Below are 16,984 nucleotides of genomic sequence, written 5' to 3' on the forward strand. Positions count from 1 at the left end.
CTCGGTCGCGGTCACGACGTTATTGGATGTCGAGTTTGCTGGCCAGCCAGCGATTGTCGATGAGTTCCATGGTCATCTCGACTCTGTTGCGGTCGATCCGGGGCTCGGGATTCACGACGTTGCTGATTGATTGGTCGACGAAGAGCAGCACTTCGACTTTGGTCTTCGTGGTCGATTTGATGGCCGCGTCGACCACGGTGCCATGGCTCACTGCTTTGTTGTCGATCAGGACTTGTCGTAGTTGGGTGGCCGACTGGCTGTACATGTCTTTGAATTCTCCGGTGGCGCCATCGAGCACCTGGGCAAAATTGTGGTCGATGTCCTTGGTGTCGACGCTGGTCAACGTGACGGCATAGCTCTGCGCTACCGCCAGCGCGGCGCGGCCGGCGGCGGCGGTGTCGTGTTCCTGTTTGAGTTGCCAGCCCAGGAACCCCGACATTCCCAGCGCCGCCACGAAGAGAATGCCGGCCGCCACGACGATGCCTCTGCGCAGCAGACGACGGGACCGTGACACTGCTGGGGTCTCGTGGGCGTCGTCCAGCGCGTCCTCGGTCGCCTCCGCGGCCTCGTCGTCTGCTGCGCTATTCGCTTCCTCGATGTCTGGGAGATCGTCGCGCAGGCGGAGCATGTCGAAGACGTCGCTACTGCCGTTCGTGGGCTTGAAAACCTTCATCTCCATGTTGGCCGTCCTAATTCGGTGGTGTTGCGGGGAGCTGAGGTCCCCCGTATGGCGTCGGTATTGAGTTGGGACCCACCGGTGTTGGGTCGGTGTGCGCGAGTGGGTCGTAGCCCTGCGGCGGCCCCGCGGTGTCATCGCCGGGGGGGCGCGGCGCGTTGCGGGCGCCGCGAATCAGAACGGCGGGATCGGGGTTGGCGCAGTAGGTGTAGCGGTAGGGCTCGGGGAAATCGGGTGTCGAGGGTGGTCGCCGCGGAAGGTTGTAGTCGCAGCTGTAGCGCGGGTAGATGTCCACGATCGACCACGCGCCACCATCGCGGATCATGCTGGCGACCGCGTCGAGCATCGACCCGCGAGTGGTGGGGAAGAGCGCCTGCAGGGCCGGGACCCGGACATACGACAGTTGTGCGATCGTGGTCAGATTGCCCAGCAGTTGGGACATGGTCTCGGAATTGTCGGCGATGACGTTGTCCAGCGCGGTCATCGGTGCGCTGCCACGGTCGAGCAGGGTCCGAAAACCGCCGTCCATGGCATTCACACCGCGCAAGATTTGCCGCAAATTCTGCGTGGTGTGCCGGAGCCCGGGATTGACGTCGGCCAGTGTGGTCAAGACGATCTGGCTGTTCTTCAGCACGCTAACGGTTTGTGGCAGCACGGAATCAAGGGTGGAGATCAAGAAGGTGCCCCCGTCGAGCAGCGCCGCCAGCTTCTGCGGACCCTGGCGTCCGACGCGGAGTTCATCGGTGATGGCTGCGAGCTTCGCGGGATCCAGCTGAGCCAGCGCACCGTCGGCGTCACCGAGTAGATGCGCCAACGACACTGGAATGGTGGTCTGGTGCTCGCCGACGGCACTGCCGTCGGTCAGGGCCGGTGCGTGGTCGTCCTGCGGCCGGAAATCCAGGTACTGTTCGCCGGCCGGCGACAGGGCCGAGACGCGCACGAGGCTGTCCTGCGGGATCCGCACGTCGGCATCGATGGCGGCTACCGCCACCACACCGGTGTCGGTAAAGCTGACCGATTCGACGCGGCCGATCGGTGTACCGCGCAGGGTGACGTCTTGGTTGGCGAGAAGCCCACCCGACTCGGGTAACAACACCCGCACGGCGATGGTGGAACGCGCCGGGTTGACGCGAAGCGACCCGAACGTGACATAGCCCGCCGCGGCGATCAAGGTCAGGACCAAGCCAATACATGCCACCGCGACGCGGCGTCGTGTCACCGCGCGGACGCAGTCGACGATGAGTCGCGCGGCCCTTTCGAGCGGGTTCGGTGACGCCGTCATCGCCCGGGTCCAAACGCTTTGTTTAGCAACAGATTCCACTGATATCTCAGACTCCCGATCATCGCGTGATAATCGGTGCCGTCAGGCCCGTGAAACTCAGGATCACCGGGATAGTTCATGTCAGGTAGGGAACCGAACGCGAGCTGCGCAAAGTCCCCGTTGGCGTGCGCCGCCGTTGCGTTGGTGGTCTTCATCATGATCCCGATCAGCTTGTTGAACGCCGTCAACGAGAGATTGGGGTCGAGACTGACATCGTTGAACACCGCCGACAGGTGGTTGAGATCGGCGATCAAACTGCGGGTGTCGGTCCCTTGCAAGGACGGGAACCGGGAGAGTTGGCTGGTGATGCGCGCGACCGAATCCACCAGGTCGGCCAGCTGCGCGGTGTTGTCGGCGATGACGCTTGTCGCTGGCCCGGCGGCAGCGAGGGCCTCGTTGAGCGTGTTCTGGCGCGCGGAAAGCGTGGTGGCCAGCGCCGATGTACCGCGCACCGCCGTCTCGATCTGTGCCGACCGCGCGTTCAGCCGAGAGATCAACGTGTTGGACTGTTGCAGGAGCGTGGCGATCTTCGCGCCGCGTCCGCCCATCGCCGTGCCCGCACCGTTGACGATGGACGTCAGCTGCCGGATTGCACCCCCGTTGACCAGTAGCGCCGCCGCGCTGAGCAGTTCTTCGACGGTTGCGGCAGCAGAGGTCGAACTCAAGGGGATCGCGTCTCCGTCGTGCAGGAGCGCCGCGTTGGGAGCCTGGTCCGGAGCGGGTCGGATCGCGACGAAGAGGTCGCCGAGCGGGGTGGCCGAGCGCAACTCGGCGGTGCTGCCAACCCTCAACGGAATAGTGGCGTTGATCCGCATCGTCACGTACGCGGTAAAGTCCTTCGCTCGGAACGATTCGACTTCACCGATGTCGGCGCCGTTGAGCTTGACCCTCGCCTTGGCCGGCAAATTCAACGCGTTTGAGAATGCGGCGGTCAACGTGTAGCTGTCGGCGGTGACCCCGGGGGCCGGCAGCGGCAAACTCTCCAAACCGGTCGCGCATCCGGCGAGCAGCACGATCATTGCGGCCGCGATGCCACCTCGAAAGCCACGGCGGCGCGTGGCGCGTCGGCCGGCCCTCATCGCTGAACGCCCGCCATCAGTTCGAGCATGCCGGTGACGCCGAAGTCTGGTCCGTAGTCCTGAATTGTGCCGGTCGAACACCCCAGCTGTTTGTCCCCGATGAGGTTGCACAGTTCCTTTGCCATCTGACCGTCGAAGAGAATCTTGTCGGCCAATGCGTGCACGCGCAGACTGCCGGCGTTGGCGTCGATTGCGTTGTAGACGTTGTCGATGGCCAGCGGTGTCACATCGAAGAATTCCGCCAATTCGCGGCGGTAGTCGTTGACCGTCGTGGTGATTGCCTGGGCATCGGTAACGGTGCCCTTCAGGCCCTCGCGGTTGTGGTCCAGCAGCGAAGTGGCTTGAGCGAGAATCTCATTGATCTTCGTGCCGGTGGTCCCCGCGCCGAAGTCTTCATCGGCCAGGATGTCGCTGAGTTGGCGGATGTTCGACACGAATTCGCGGATGGCGGCATCGTTGTCGGCAGCAGCTTGCGTCAAGTCCGCGAGATTGGCGACGATCGCCTGGATGTCCTTCTTGCTGCCGGCGCCGTTGTCGGCGCTCAGCCGCAGTGCCTGGGACAGCTGATCGAGGGTGGTCTTGATGTTCGGGCCGTTGCCAGACGTGACCTTGTCGCCGATATCGATGAGGCCCGCCAGCGGCCCGTGACCCTGATCGTCTCCGCTCAGGGAGCGCGACAGTTTGTCGACCATCGCGAGCGTTCGGTCGAACTCGACCGGTGTGCGGGTACGGGCCAGGCTCAATACATCCCCGTTCCTCAACTTCGGTCCGCCGCGGTAGACCGGTGTGAGCTCGATATGGCGATCGGTCAGAATCGATGTCGATACCGTGACGGCTGAAACATTGGCAGGTACATCGAAACCCTTGTCGATCGCGAGCTTGACCTCGACGTAGCTGTCCTTGGCAACGATGCTGGTCACTTTTCCGACCGGCATTCCCAGCACCGAGACCGCGTTGCCCTCGTACAGTCCAACGCTGTCCTCGAACTGAGCCGTCACCGTCATCGGCTGGTCCGCGCTGCGTGGGATCAGGGTGAAGGCCGCAACGGCCAACCCAGCCACGACGATCAGCAGCACGGCAACGGTTCGCCCAAGTTTGCGGCTCATTTGCAGTCCTTGAAGTACTCGGGCAGGTTGAACTGCGTGGCCCGTCCGCTGATCGCGCACATCCACGAGTCGAACATGGTGCCGGCCGGCATGTTCATGTCGATCGCAGTCCCGCTGCCAGTGGCGTTGGCGAAATTGCGCATGGGCACGGGCAACGCCTGCAAGACGTTACGAAGCAGCGCGTCGTGCTCACCGACCATGCGCAAGAAATCCCTTAGCGCGGCCAGGGTTTCGTTGAGGGCTGGCTCGTCGGACACGATCGACTTGATCACGTCGACCAGCGCAGTCGTACTGGCGAAGAGCCGCTGCACCGCGGCGCGGCGGGCAACGAGCTCGCCGATCAAGTCGCGGCCCTGCAACACCAATGACCCGAGATTGGCGTGCTGATCCCGGATCATCGTTGTGACGCTGTCGGCACTGGTCAGCAAGGTGCCGATCTGCTGGCGTCGGCTGGAGATGACGGCGGATAGCGACTTGAGGTTGTCCAATGCTTGCGGCAACGCTTCGGGGACCCCGTCGAGGCTTCGAGAAAGAACCGCCATCGATTCGGCGATACGATCGGCATCGACCTGTTCGAAGGTGGTCGTCGCATCGGCCAGTGTCTTCTGCAAATCATAGGGCACCGATGTGTTCGCCAACGGGATCATCCGGTCGTTGAGGTCGCCGCTGCCAGCCGGAGACAACTCGACATACCGGGACCCCAGAATCGTGGTTAGTTTGATGGCGGCGCGGGTGTCGCTGCCGAGGTGAACGTCGTTGCGGATATTGAATGCAACGGTCACGTGGTCACCAGTGAGTGCCAGTTTGTCGACCGCGCCCACTGAGATCCCCGCGACGGTGACCTGGTCGCCCGGGCGGATCGAGGCGGCCTGGGCGAAATCGGCCCGGTATCGGGTCTGGCCCAGGGAGAGCGAGCCGATCAAGAGGACGCCCGCCACGACGGCCGCAACGACTGCCAACGAGACGGTCCCGAGCCAAATCTTGTTGTACGCCTCAACCGGGCGTTTGAAGTGAACGAACATCGCACCTACCTGCATATCGGAGAGTGTTGGGCGACACCACCTGGTGTCGCCCGTTGGACGACGCTGGGAATCAGCCTGCCGAGGAAGGCGAACATGGTGCTGGTGACGTCGCATCCATATGCGTCGATGTAGCTGCCCTCCTGAGTGACTCGGGCAAGGCCCTTGAGGAGAAATGGAAGGTTCGCCCCCATGAAGGCAATCCGGTTCCGACCGTCGCCTGCGAGGTGAGCGGTGAAACCCGGTTCCCGCCGGATGAGTTCTTGCACATCGGGATACACGTTGGACGTGATCGTCGCCAGCCGCCCCACGGTCGCGTTGATGGAACCCACGGACGCCACCAACTCGGCCCGGCGGTTCCCCAGACCGACCATCACATCCCGGGTGTGCCCGATGACGGTCTGCAGGTTGGCGTTCTGCCCCGCGAGGTTGGTCACCACGTCGTTGAGGTTCGTGATGAGCTCGCCAAGGATTTGGTCGGGTCCGGCGAATGACTCAGTCAATGCGGATGTTTGGGTGATCAGCGTCAGTACCGAGCCGGAATCCCCCTGCAGCGCCTGGATGATCCCGTTCGTGAGGTTGTCCACCTGCTGGGGGTCCAACAACGTGAGGAGCGGCTCGAATCCGTTGAGCAGATAGGCGATATCGAAGGACGGTTCAGTGTGTTCCAGCGGTATCTGGCCTCGGTCCGCAAGCGGTTTTTGGTCTCCCGCCGGGCCTGGCGACAGTCCCAGGTAACGTTGACCGATGATGTTCTGATAGGTCACCGACGCGATGGTGTTGCTGTAGAGCACTTGATCCTTTTGCACTCTGAAGGTGACCTTGGCCAGGGTGCCCTCCAGGTCGACGCTGTCAACCCGGCCGACTCGAATCCCGGCAACCCGAACGTCATCGCCGGGATGCATTCCGGAAATATCGGTGAACGTCGCCGAATAGGTGTTCGTCGGACCCGCGATCTCACGCCGTAGCGTGACGAAGACCATCCAAGTAAGCACGATTGCCATGACCACGAACAGGGTCAGGCCGATCAACGGCTTGCGGTAATTCATTGTCCCCCTCCTGGATCCGGAGCGATGCGCACCGTCGCGCCGCGCGCGACCGGTCCCAACAGCAACTGAGTGGCCGCGTTGGCTTCACCGCCCACGATGCGGCTCAGTTGGTCGTTCTCCTGAGGGCTGCCCACCGGTCCGACATTTCCGCCGATGACAATCGATTGTGGCTGGACACTGGCAGGCGGAGTGGGTTCAGCGGGCGGAGGCGACTCGGCCGGGAGCAGGGGCGTGTCGGCTGGCGGCGCGGCCGGCAACTCGGCCGGCGGGCCGGGTGGACTGTCTTGCGTTGGGGGAGAGCCGGGGTCGGGTGCCGGTACCGAATTGCGTGGCGGCGCCAGGTTGGTTCTGTTCTCGGTGAGGCCCGGAGTTGGCGGGTATCCCCGAGACCCGAGTGCAGGGAACAACGCCGGGGCGGTCGGCACTTCCGGCGCGGTCTGACAACTCGGGCCGGCCATTTCGCCGTAGCGGGGGCAGTCTTGGCGAATGTACGTCCGAGTTGGGGTAAACGACACGACCGCTTTGATGGTGAACTGGCTTTTCTCCTGGTTCCACGCCTCGTCGTAGAACTTGTTGCCGAGGCGTTGCATCCGAGTGAAGATCGGCTGGAACTGGCCGCGATTATCGGCAAGGACGCCCACCACTGGTGTCATTTGGGTGGTGATGTTGATGAGTTTGTCGGTCTGATGGTCGAAGGCATCGGCCAGCGTGCCGACCGTGCCGAGACCAGCAGACACGAAATTGGACAACGCCGATCGCTTCTCGGCGAGGGTCTGCATCGGCTTTACCGCGCTACCAAGTGCGTCGAAAAGGTCGGGTGCGACGTCCCGCAAGCCGTTCGCGGCGTCGGTCAGGGCGGAAATCGTGGACGGGCCGGTATCGCTGGCAACCACGGTATTCAGTTGCGTCACAATCTCATTCAGGTCACGTCCAGCGTCGAGCATTCGGTCGCCGCGACCGTGTGTGGCCTCACCCAGGGTGGCCAGCATCCCGATACTGTCACCGGTGGGCTCACGGCCCACGGCGGTCAGCAGCTCGCGGACCTTGTTCAACGTGGTTTGGAATAGCACCGTCGGCATGCTCTGATCCGCGGGGATCACCGTGCCCGACCGCAATGGGGTCGAACCCTGTCCATTGCCCACCAGTTGCACCGACGACACCGCGAAGACGTTCGACGGCACCACCCGCGCGGTAACGGTGTTGGGGATACCACGGGCGTACTCGGGCATGAGGTTCATGTGGACGATGTTCGGCCGTCCAGTCCCGGCGGGAACGACATCGGTCACGAACCCCACCAGAACACCACGGAACTTGACGTCCGATTTGGCCGGCAGACCGTCGCCGACATTGACCAACTCGGCGCTGACCCGCACCAGTCTGTCCAGCTTGCCTTCGGATTTCGCGGTAAGCAGCGCGACGATGACGGCCGTGACCAGCACGAAGCACACGCCCGCTACGAATAGCTGACGGTTGGACGGGCTGCGAGAGTCGTAGTCGAAGGAGTTCGGCATCGCTACCCGCCGAACCTTGCGCCGCTGTCCACGCCCCACAGCGCCATGGTCAGAAACATGTTCACGATGATGATGACGGTGATGCTCGCGCGCATCGCCCGTCCCGCAGCCACGCCCACACCCTCAGGACCGCCGGACGCAAAGTATCCGTAATAGCATTGAATCGTCGATGCGACGAAGACGAAGACGACGGCTTTAACCGTCGCGTACAGCACATCTCGACCGCTGATGAACAACGAGAAATAGTGCAGGTATGTCCCGGCGGATTGACCTGAGGATATTCCGACCACGAGCTGAGCAGACAAGTAGGTCACCGCCAAGCACGCGACGAAAAGAGGAATAGCGGCAACGACGGATGCCGCGACCCGGGTGGTCACCAGATACGGGATGGGGTTGATCGCCATCGATTCGATGGCGTCGATTTCCTCGGCGATGCGCATGGCGCCCAGCTGTGCCGTGAAGCGACATCCCGCCTGAATGGCGAACGCGAGGCCAACCATGATCGGCGCGAGTTCGCGTGTAGACCCAAACGAGGAGATCAGACCGGTCGCCGGACCCAGGCCCAGCAGGTTCAACGCGTTGTAGCCTTCGACGGCGGTCAGCGCACCTGCGCTAACCCCCAACACCAACGCGACGCCAACCGTCCCGCCACCGACGACGATCGAACCGTTACCCCACGCGACGTCCGCCAGAATCCGGAGGAATTCTCGCCGGTACTGCCGCAGCATGATCGGGATCGACGTCACAACCCGGCCGAACAGATACATCATGTGGCCGGCTTTGGCCACCGTTCGGCCGACCGTACCCGCCGCTTCGACAACCGGGCCGGTGCCGCGGGGACGATACGTTGTGGTCGCCACGACTACAGACTCTGTCTCGGGAAGACGAGGATATAGAGCTGGCTCATCACGACATTGACCAGCATCAGCAGCAGTATTGCCTCGACCACCGCCGCGTTCACCGAGTTGGCCACCCCGGCCGGACCGCCGCGGGTGTCCAAGCCCTTGTGACAGCTGACAATCGCGACGATCGCCCCGAAGACCACCGACTTGACCAAAGCCAGTAACAGATCACCGACGGTGGCGAATGATGCGAACGTCGTTACGAACGAGCCCGGGGTGCCGTCCTGCATGTACACGTTGAACAGGTAGCCGGCGATGTACCCGACGCAACACGTCAACCCGGTCAAAGCGACCCCCACTACGATGACCGCGGCGAACCGGGGAACCACCAGCCGGCGGATCACCGAAACACCCATCACCTCCATCGCATCGACTTCTTCGCGCATCGTCCGCGCTCCCAGATCCGCACACACAGCCGAGCCAACCGCTGACGCGAGCAGGATCGCCGCCACCAACGGTGCGCCCTGGCGGATCACCACCATCCCGGTCGCCGCGCCCGACAACGAGGTGGCGCCGACCTGACCGGCAAGCAAGCTGAACTGAATGGATAGTGTGACGCCAATCGGAATTGTCACGAAAAGTGTGGGGACAAAGGCTGTCCCGGCCATGAAGGCGGCCTGCCGGACGAATTCTCCCATCCTGAATCGGCGGCTGAACAGGTCGACGAAGAAGTACTGCAGAGTGCGCACACCCAGCATCACCTGGCCGCCCACTGTGCCCAGCGACATCAACGGATGAGACCGTAGATACCGGCGGCCCCAATTGCTGATCTCCCCGACGGCCGAACGCTCCTCGACCGGCGGTCGCGGACCGTCAGAGACTGTCGACGATTCTCCGTGGGCCGCTGTGGAGCGTGCTATGGGCCGCGATGACCCCGCAGGCTCGCCCACATCCGTCTGGTCAGCATCGGCCTCACCGGCGTCAATGCCGATCGCGGATTGTCTCGCTGTATCGATCTCGTATCCCCGCTCTCGCCTCGGCCGGACCAGCGCAATGTGACGACAGTCACGGCTGATCGGTGCAAGTATTACCGCCAGTAACGTGATTATGCAAGTGGCTTGCGAAACCTAGGTAGCTGCGCGCAGACTGGACGTCCGACCTGCCTTCACCCGAGCGAGGAGAGATCGCCATGCCCGTCCGCTCAACCTCGACCCTGCGCCGGCTCAACCTCCGCCGGGCCATCGCGGGCGCGGAGCCCGGACCGACGGCAACGTCACCGGAATGCCGATAACCAACGGCCGCAACACATAACAGAGCTGGGCTTCGCATCGCCCCGAGGCCGTCGTTGAAGTAGGGGGTTCGAACCGTGCCGAGCGAAGACTTTCACCCCGACCTGCGACGGGTTGCCCGGTTCGCGCCGCGCCCACTGGTTTCCCGTCGGACCTTGCCGCTGTTGCGCGCGCTAGCGTTTTTGCACCTGCCTCGTCGGCGCGACGATGTGGAGGTAGTCACGTTCGCTGCCGGCGCCGGTGTCAGGCTGCACCGGCCGCTGGAGTCGGCCGCTACTGCTGGTGCCCTGCTGTGGATCCACGGCGGCGGGTACTTGCTCGGCAATGCACGGCAGGACGACGCGTTGTGCCGGCGATTCGCCCTGAAGCTGGGGATCACTGTCGGGTCGGTCGAGTACCGGCCCGCACCCGAGCATCCGTTTCCTGCTGCGCTCGAAGATTGCTACGCCGCCTTGCAGCGGCTGGTGGCACTGCCGGGCGTGGACCCTGCGCGGGTGGCGATCGGTGGCGCCAGCGCGGGTGGCGGCCTCGCCGCCGCATTGGCGCTGATGACCCGCGACCGCGGCGAAATCGACCCTGCCCTACAGCTTTTGGTCTATCCGATGCTCGACGACAGGACCGTGGCGAAGAGCCCATCGGACGCGCGGAATTACCGAGTGTGGACCGAGCGCAGCAATCGGTTCGGGTGGGCGGCGTACTTGGGGAATGCGAACCCCGACATCGCCGTCCCGGCGCGGAACACCGATCTGGCCGGCCTCCCGCCGGCATGGATCGGCGTTGGCACGCTCGACCTCTTCCACGACGAGAATCTGGCCTACGCCGAGCGGCTGAAGAAGGCCGGCGTGCCGTGCCGCGTGGAGGTGGTTACCGGCGCCTTCCACGGCTTCGACACGGTGGCTCCCGGCGCGCCGGTGTCGCAATCCTTCTTCGACAGCCAGTGCGCGAGCCTGCACGATGCTCTCACCGCAGGCAGCGCGGCCTAGTCACGGACCCGGATCGCTCAGGAAGCCGGCGGCGTGGCCGCCCATTGGGCGGGACCGATCGGCTGCGAGCTCGCGGTGGGGCTGCCCGGGATCACGTCACGATTCCGTTTCCCGGCCGCGAGATAATGGACGAGGCCCACGCCGATGACGACTACCGGCACATACATTCCGGCATAACGTTGCCACCATTCGCTGCCGTAGAAAGCGGCTCGCGGCCACATCATGTTCACACACGCCAGGACCCCGAAAAGAACGGCAGCAGCATTGATGTAGAGACCCCACCGCCCGAGACTGAAATGACCGGGCTGTGTCGACCAGTCTCCGCGGAGCCTGCTTCGGAGCGCGAGGGCGCTGACCGTCAGATAGCCCAGGTATATCAGAAAGGTGCCGGCACCGATGATTGCACTGAACACCCTCGGCACGGCGATGTTGATGAGCAAGGCGGTAAACCAGAGCACGGCAACGAGGAGCGTTGCCCAAATTGGGGTATGCCCGGAATGGGATACCCGTGACAGTTTCGTCGCCGCCCAGTATCGACCGTCGCGGGCCTGGGAGAAGATCATGCGTGCCACGAGGGCGTGGGCAGCCGTGGCGGCACACACGATGCAGATCAACACGACCAGCGAGAAGACCTTGCCGACCACGGGTCCTGCGAGCAGATTTACGACGTAGCTCAGCCCGTCTCCGATATGGGGATCGGTGAGATCGGGAATGGCCATTGGGACGAGAGCCACGATGAGAAAACACAATCCTCCGGCGACGCCGAGCGCTTTCAACATCGCCCGCGGACCATTGCGGCGCGGGTCCCGCGTTTCCTCGGCCAGCGATGTCGCTTCGTCCATTCCGAACAAAACGTAGAGCGGCAGAAACGCGGCAATGAGGAGACCTCCGACGGCTTGAGTGCCGCCTGCGGTGACGTCGATGCCATGGGCGAGGACCGACGGACCCCGCCGCACATGAGACATCAACACCACCAGCAGGAGCGCCACGCCGGCCAGCTCCGCGAACACTCCGATGTAGCTCAACAGCCGCAGAACGGACACCTTCATGACATTGACGGCCGTGGTCACCGCGAAGAGAAAGAGCGAAAGAAGCGCTGCGTTCGCGGCGTACAGGGGGTCCGTCGCCGCGACGACGTCCGAACCGAACAGTTGAAAGCGTGGCGAGAAAGCGGTCAAGGTTGCCTGCAGTCCAAGAGCAATGGTGGGGGCGACGATCAACCACGCCACCGTGTACACCCAGCCCGTCATCCAGCCAAGGAACTCGCCACCAATCCGTTTGGCCCACTGGTAGATAGACCCCGATATCGGGTATTTCGCGGCGAGTTCAGCGAACACCAGTGTCGTCATCAATTGTCCGAGGAATACGACGAGGACGAGCCACACGGCTGCCGGACCTGCGCTCGACCAACCGATACCGTAGGTGACCGAGGTTCCGACCAGGACCGATATCAACGCGAAGCCCGCCGCGAACGTCGCCGATTGGCCGAGTTTGCGTTTGAGCTGCGAGGTGTAGCCGAGCGATTGCAGATCCTCGTCGTCACGTGCAGCGAGGACCACGCTCGGGATCGGGGCTTTCACTTCTTGTCCGCATAGCTGATGTCGACGTTCGACCAGTTGAGTGGCCGGCGGTCTCCATGAATGGCGGATATCGGGTCTTCGTTGTCGTTGATGTAACCGATTACCGGATTCCCCATCTGATAGCCCATTAAGCGCAGCAAACCATCATCAAGGGTTTTCGCGACATCGAGGGGCGTCGAGAGGTATTGGTTCTCCTCCTGACGGACCCACCCGACGGCGTAGGTGATGTTGATCGCCTTTCGGACCCGATCCGCGGTGCGATTGGCGCCGCCCCCGTGATACAGCTTGCCGGTGTACATCAACACCGAGCCGCGTTCCATTTCGGCAGGCACCGTGTCCGCCGGGGTAAAGGTGTGGTGGTCGGACAACGTGTGGCTTCCCGGGACCACCCGGGTTGCGCCGATCTCATCGGTGTACTCGCTCATCGCCCACAAGGTGTTGCACTGGACGTCGTAGTCGCTCGGGAATTTGAAGCCGTCCCAAGCGAATTCGTCCCGGTGAATGACCTGTGCCGGTTGGCCGGGGTAGATGGAGATCACCTGTGTGAGATGAAGCTGATAGGTGTGGGCGTGGGACAGCACCTCACCGACAGCTCCCAGCACGAGGGGATGGGTGATGAGTTCGCGGGCGGCAGGGGAGCGCGCAACCAGGGCGCCGGTGCGCCGCGTTTGGCGCCCTGCGATGGCGTCGAGGCCAGTGCCGGTCGCCTCGATATAGGGATTGAGCTCGCGTTCGCACCGGTCCATGACGTCATCGGAGGCGAGCTTGTCGACGATGACGTAGCCGTCCTCGCGGAGCGCGGTCGCAATGTCTGACGGCGAGGTCGTTGCGGGCAAGTGATTTAGCTTGACGATTCTCATGGCGATCCTTCAGCGGCGGCGGCATGCGCGGCACACCAGTGGGCCACATATCAGACTGGAGTCTAGACTCTGGTCGTGTTCATCGTCGCTGCCGAAGCCCCGCCACGCAACCTGCAGGGCGTTAAATCTGCATTTCGCTTTAGGGTTGAGCGGACCGCGGGATGACCGGCGAGGGTAAGGGCAGCAGAGTGATGCGGCGAGTTCCACGGCAACAACGCAGCCGCGAAAAGGTGCAGCACATACTCGCGGTTGCGGGAGAACTCATGTCCGAGATCGGGTACGAAGCGTTTATCCTCAGCCCCACAAAGCTTTTCGACCGGGCGGCTGTCACTGGCGGTGCGTTCTACGCGTACTTCGAGAACCTCACCGACGTGGCTGACGCCCTAGCCGAACAGTCGATGGAGGAATGCCGACGGCTGGCCGATCAGTTCGGGGACACCCCGTTCGCGAGTCTTGACGCAGCGTGTGACTCGTTTCTCGAAACATTCAGCGCCTTCTACAGTCGCCCCGTGCCCTACGAGTTGTGGTGTCGTGGCTACATCTCAAGGGCAATGAAAGAACTCGATGGCGTCACCAATCAATACATCGCCGAGCGCTTTCGAACCGTCTTGAACGAGCAATTCGAACTCAATCTTTCCCAAGTGACCTGCATCGTTGCTGTCGAGATGTCCGATCATCTCTCGCGCTACGCATACCGCAACGGCGACGTAGACCTCGAGGCGAAGGACAAGGCGAAAACTGCGATGCGCGCTTTCCTGTCCGCGGAGTCATCCGGAGACGGTGGCTGCTAGCGGCCGGCAGCGGGGTGGTCCTTAGTCACCCGCCCGCAGGCCGGCGGCTACCCCGGCGGCGGTGGCCGAACCGGCTGCCAGCGCCCCGATTACTCGGTGCGCCTTGGGCAGGCCCCGGCCCACCACCATGGCCAGCGCGTCGACGAGGTCGGTGCCTGCGGCGACCAGATACCACCGGCGCTCGAATTCCGCGTCGCCCGACTGGTGGGCCCACACGATGCCGGCGCCCACCGCGATGTTTCGGGCCCCGAACCCGCGCGCGATGGCCACCGCCACCGGGTCGGGATCCTTGCCGGGGAACAACCGGCTTAGCAAGAACCCGGGCACCGTGATGATGACGGCGCCGAGGGCGGCCCGGGCCCAGCCCAGCCCGACTGCCATGGCCTGTTCGGAATCGGTTGCAGCGGTGGCGCGCTCACTTTGACCGAACTCCTGACCACCCCCCGGACTATCGGATGGCTCTGCTGCTAGCAACAGAGCCATCCCTGCAGCGAAGACAGCTGAAATTGACTGGGTGGCAGCCATCGCGGTCCCTCCCATCGAGTTCAACAGATCGGAACGGTACCCCGAAATTCGCACTGTTACAAGAGTTACTAGCATTAGCCATTGAATGGACCCGTTCCGATATACTCGTTCTCTGCCTTGTCTTTCGATGATCAGACTGAGCGCAAGCTGCCCTCGAACACCCAGCTCCTTCAGGAGGAAATGTGCCTCGAGAAGAATCCGTTGCCGATTGTGACGTGTTGATTCTCGGGGGAAGCATGGCCGGCATAGAGCTGGTCCATCAGCTGCGACGCATCCCGGCCGGGCGGGCCCTCAGGATCGTCGTGATCGACCGTCAGGCGGCACACGGGTACATCCCCTTGGCGCACGAGCGCCTCTGCCTGCGGCTGCCCATGTCGAAGAGCGAGCTGGCGACCGCGCAGCAAGTGGAGAACGCCGGATACCGGTACGTGCTCGGTGACGTAGTGGGAATGGACGTGCCAACGAAGACGGTCGAGCTCGCCTCGGGCGAACGGCTCAGTGGGCGATTTGTCGTAGTCGCGCTCGGGTCGGCACTGGCGGCGCCGCAGTGGCTACCGGGCCGCGAGCTCCTGCTGGGCTACAAGTTCGCCGGCGAGTTCGACGCGGCCCACGCGCATCTCGTCGCGTTGCTCGACAGCTCCCATGCGCAGATTCTGCAGGCCAACGGAACGCGGGGCCAGCCCTATGGCACTGACACGGTCGGCGAGCCTCGGCTCGTGGTCATCGGCGGTGGGATCAGCGGGGTCGAACTGGCGGGCGAGTTGGCCCGCTTGGCGCGGGTCCGACCACCGGGATGGCGGGCGCCCGCGGTGACCCTCATCCACAGCGGAACGCGGCTGCTTCCATTCCTATCCGAACGGGCAGGTCGTCGAGCAGGACACCTCCTACAACAGCAGCACGTCGACGTACTCTTGCGGACGCGTGCGGTCCAGGTCGCGCGTGCAGCGGTGACGGTGGACGGACCCGACGGCGCGAAGGAGATACCCTGCGATGGGACGTACTGGGCGGGCGGGCTGCAACCGGCGGAGGTGATCGCGGACCTCGATCTGCCGCGCACGCCGACCGGCTGGCTGGCTGTCGGTCCTACGTTCCAGTGCTTTCCTGCGCCGTCGAGCCAGCCCGACATCTTTGCGTTCGGGGACGCGGTTCGTGTGGTCGACGGAACCAGCGAGTGGCCGACGGTACAACGGGCGTCTGAGTGTTCACCGCAGGCCAAAGTCGTTGCGCGCAACATCATGCTGCTGGCAGCGGAGCCACCTCACTATCCCAACGGGGCACCACCGCTTGCGTCCTACCGCCTGCACAACCGAGCCCCTTACGGGGTCAACATCGGCGGGGCGGCGTTGCTCGTGATCGGGCGGTTGGTGCTCAATGCGCCAAGATTCAACACCTGGGTACGCCGGTCACTGGTCATGCCGTGGTATCTACGGCGCCACCGAGTCCAGTGAAGGCCATCCTCCATTTCCAGTTCCGCCGGGCTCCTGAAATAGTGCACGACCGTGGTGGGGGCCGGCGAGCGGTCCGCCAAAATGTGGCTGGCAGCAACGATTTCCAGCACGGGCACTTCGGCCACGGGCCAGCGCGTGGTCGAACTGGTGCAGCCGCACAGGGCCTGCCCAGGCGCCTTCGATGGTGAGGTCACTGACCTCTGTACGGCTCCACAGATGCGTGGCTTGCCGAGTTTCTTCGGATGCGCTGAAATTTCGCGCCCGCTGGCGCGTTGTCGAGATACATGCCGAGGGCGAATTCGCCGGCCTCACCGTCGTGCTCACTTCGTAGGCACCAGCGGCTGGTGGACCTTGGTGGCGGGCCGGTTAGCCGTGGCCGAATGCGTTGTGCAGCGGCGGGAGGTCGCCGAGGGTGATCTCGATGACGTCGCCGGGAACGAGGTAGCGTCCGCTGACGAACCCGACACCCGCGGGCGTACCGGTGGAGATGACATCGCCGGGCCGAAGTTCGATGCTGGCGGTGATTGTTTCGATCAACGTCGGCACGTCGAATATGAGGTCCCCGAGGGTGGCCTGCTGTCGCAGTTCGCCGTTGACCGATGTGGTCACTGCGAGGTCGGCGTGCTGAGCGCCAATCAAGATTCCGGGTCCGAGTGGCTTGAACCCTGGGAAGCGTTTGGAGGACAGCACGCGGTCCATGTCGCCCTGCGCGGCGCCGGCTTTCTGCACGTCGCGCGCGCTCACGTCGTTGACCGGTGTCAACCCTGCAACGTAGGACCAGGCGTCGGCCGCGGGGACCTGGTGGGCAGATCGAGATATGACCACCCCGATTTCACCTTCGTAGTCCACCTGACTGGGTGCCGACGGTGGTACCGCAATGACGTCACCGCTGGCGATCACCGCGT

The 16,984-nt window shown here is 63.7% G+C and carries 16 protein-coding genes; 3 read left to right on the forward strand and 13 right to left on the reverse strand.

What is annotated here, in order from left to right:
- Positions 1-19: 19 nt before the first annotated feature.
- The 9 genes from HNP02_RS17745 to HNP02_RS17785 all read right to left on the reverse strand — a co-directional run bounded on the left by HNP02_RS17745 (position 20) and on the right by HNP02_RS17785 (position 9,433).
- A complete protein-coding gene (locus tag HNP02_RS17745) occupies positions 20-679 on the reverse strand; it encodes an Mce protein (protein WP_255506605.1) in 660 nt (219 codons plus the stop codon).
- Positions 680-689: 10 nt separating this feature from the next.
- Positions 690-1,958 carry an MlaD family protein gene (locus HNP02_RS17750; RefSeq protein WP_184440724.1) on the reverse strand — a complete coding sequence of 423 codons (1,269 nt, stop codon included), beginning with the start codon at positions 1,956-1,958 and terminating at the stop codon, positions 690-692.
- On the reverse strand, positions 1,955-3,016 hold the full coding sequence (locus tag HNP02_RS17755) for an MCE family protein (protein ID WP_255506606.1): 1,062 nt from the start codon (positions 3,014-3,016) through the stop codon (positions 1,955-1,957). Before HNP02_RS17755 ends, HNP02_RS17750 begins: the two co-directional genes overlap by 4 nt.
- 56 nt (positions 3,017-3,072) lie before the next feature.
- The gene (locus HNP02_RS17760) at positions 3,073-4,182 is read right to left on the reverse strand and encodes an MCE family protein (RefSeq protein ID WP_184440729.1); all 1,110 of its coding nucleotides are present in this window, start codon (positions 4,180-4,182) and stop codon (positions 3,073-3,075) included.
- Positions 4,179-5,204 carry an MCE family protein gene (locus HNP02_RS17765; protein ID WP_184440731.1) on the reverse strand — a complete coding sequence of 342 codons (1,026 nt, stop codon included), beginning with the start codon at positions 5,202-5,204 and terminating at the stop codon, positions 4,179-4,181. Before HNP02_RS17765 ends, HNP02_RS17760 begins: the two co-directional genes overlap by 4 nt.
- A gap of 5 nt (positions 5,205-5,209) precedes the next feature.
- Positions 5,210-6,250 (reverse strand): MCE family protein, encoded by a 1,041-nt coding sequence (locus tag HNP02_RS17770; RefSeq protein ID WP_184440733.1) that lies wholly within the window; start codon positions 6,248-6,250, stop codon positions 5,210-5,212.
- Positions 6,247-7,761 carry an MlaD family protein gene (locus HNP02_RS17775; protein WP_184440735.1) on the reverse strand — a complete coding sequence of 505 codons (1,515 nt, stop codon included), beginning with the start codon at positions 7,759-7,761 and terminating at the stop codon, positions 6,247-6,249. The genes HNP02_RS17770 and HNP02_RS17775 overlap by 4 nt, the downstream gene beginning before the upstream one ends.
- A gap of 2 nt (positions 7,762-7,763) precedes the next feature.
- On the reverse strand, positions 7,764-8,531 hold the full coding sequence (locus HNP02_RS17780; protein WP_184440855.1) for an ABC transporter permease: 768 nt from the start codon (positions 8,529-8,531) through the stop codon (positions 7,764-7,766).
- A 92-nt stretch (positions 8,532-8,623) separates the two neighbouring features.
- Positions 8,624-9,433 (reverse strand): ABC transporter permease, encoded by an 810-nt coding sequence (locus HNP02_RS17785; protein ID WP_309241599.1) that lies wholly within the window; start codon positions 9,431-9,433, stop codon positions 8,624-8,626.
- 536 nt (positions 9,434-9,969) lie between these two features.
- On the opposite strand from HNP02_RS17785, the gene HNP02_RS17790 reads away from it, so the two are divergent.
- Positions 9,970-10,875: an alpha/beta hydrolase gene (locus HNP02_RS17790; RefSeq protein ID WP_184440738.1), complete on the forward strand. Its 906-nt coding sequence runs from the start codon at positions 9,970-9,972 to the stop codon at positions 10,873-10,875.
- 17 nt (positions 10,876-10,892) lie between these two features.
- Here the strand turns inward: HNP02_RS17790 and HNP02_RS17795 are convergent, their stop codons facing one another.
- A complete protein-coding gene (locus HNP02_RS17795) occupies positions 10,893-12,455 on the reverse strand; it encodes an APC family permease (protein WP_184440740.1) in 1,563 nt (520 codons plus the stop codon).
- Positions 12,452-13,315, reverse strand: coding sequence for a phytanoyl-CoA dioxygenase family protein (locus HNP02_RS17800; RefSeq protein ID WP_184440743.1), 864 nt, complete (start codon positions 13,313-13,315; stop codon positions 12,452-12,454). The genes HNP02_RS17795 and HNP02_RS17800 overlap by 4 nt, the downstream gene beginning before the upstream one ends.
- A gap of 161 nt (positions 13,316-13,476) precedes the next feature.
- Between HNP02_RS17800 and HNP02_RS17805 the strand changes: the two genes are divergently transcribed.
- A complete protein-coding gene (locus tag HNP02_RS17805) occupies positions 13,477-14,106 on the forward strand; it encodes a TetR/AcrR family transcriptional regulator (RefSeq protein WP_184440745.1) in 630 nt (209 codons plus the stop codon).
- Positions 14,107-14,127: 21 nt separating this feature from the next.
- Here the strand turns inward: HNP02_RS17805 and HNP02_RS17810 are convergent, their stop codons facing one another.
- The gene (locus tag HNP02_RS17810) at positions 14,128-14,589 is read right to left on the reverse strand and encodes a hypothetical protein (RefSeq protein WP_184440747.1); all 462 of its coding nucleotides are present in this window, start codon (positions 14,587-14,589) and stop codon (positions 14,128-14,130) included.
- A gap of 257 nt (positions 14,590-14,846) precedes the next feature.
- On the opposite strand from HNP02_RS17810, the gene HNP02_RS17815 reads away from it, so the two are divergent.
- Entirely contained in the window at positions 14,847-16,079 is a 1,233-nt protein-coding gene (locus HNP02_RS17815) for an FAD-dependent oxidoreductase (RefSeq protein WP_309241600.1), read from the forward strand.
- A 366-nt stretch (positions 16,080-16,445) separates the two neighbouring features.
- Here the strand turns inward: HNP02_RS17815 and HNP02_RS17820 are convergent.
- A partial coding sequence (locus HNP02_RS17820) for a fumarylacetoacetate hydrolase family protein (protein WP_184440750.1) occupies positions 16,446-16,984 on the reverse strand: 539 nt, incomplete at its 5' end.

This window comes from Mycobacterium sp. AZCC_0083 (assembly GCF_014202335.1).
Lineage (GTDB): Bacteria > Actinomycetota > Actinomycetes > Mycobacteriales > Mycobacteriaceae > Mycobacterium.

What these genes read in the sequence shown, in the direction of transcription:
- HNP02_RS17745 (WP_255506605.1), bottom strand. Translation starts at nt 679, where the DNA reads ATGGAGATGAAGGTTTTCAAGCCCACGAACGGCAGTAGCGACGTCTTC.
- HNP02_RS17750 (WP_184440724.1), bottom strand. Translation starts at nt 1,958, where the DNA reads ATGACGGCGTCACCGAACCCGCTCGAAAGGGCCGCGCGACTCATCGTC.
- HNP02_RS17755 (WP_255506606.1), bottom strand. Translation starts at nt 3,016, where the DNA reads ATGATCGTGCTGCTCGCCGGATGCGCGACCGGTTTGGAGAGTTTGCCG.
- HNP02_RS17760 (WP_184440729.1), bottom strand. Translation starts at nt 4,182, where the DNA reads ATGAGCCGCAAACTTGGGCGAACCGTTGCCGTGCTGCTGATCGTCGTG.
- HNP02_RS17765 (WP_184440731.1), bottom strand. Translation starts at nt 5,204, where the DNA reads ATGTTCGTTCACTTCAAACGCCCGGTTGAGGCGTACAACAAGATTTGG.
- HNP02_RS17770 (WP_184440733.1), bottom strand. Translation starts at nt 6,250, where the DNA reads ATGAATTACCGCAAGCCGTTGATCGGCCTGACCCTGTTCGTGGTCATG.
- HNP02_RS17775 (WP_184440735.1), bottom strand. Translation starts at nt 7,761, where the DNA reads ATGCCGAACTCCTTCGACTACGACTCTCGCAGCCCGTCCAACCGTCAG.
- HNP02_RS17780 (WP_184440855.1), bottom strand. Translation starts at nt 8,531, where the DNA reads ATGATGTATCTGTTCGGCCGGGTTGTGACGTCGATCCCGATCATGCTG.
- HNP02_RS17800 (WP_184440743.1), bottom strand. Translation starts at nt 13,315, where the DNA reads ATGAGAATCGTCAAGCTAAATCACTTGCCCGCAACGACCTCGCCGTCA.
- HNP02_RS17805 (WP_184440745.1), top strand. Translation starts at nt 13,477, where the DNA reads ATGACCGGCGAGGGTAAGGGCAGCAGAGTGATGCGGCGAGTTCCACGG.
- HNP02_RS17810 (WP_184440747.1), bottom strand. Translation starts at nt 14,589, where the DNA reads ATGGCTCTGTTGCTAGCAGCAGAGCCATCCGATAGTCCGGGGGGTGGT.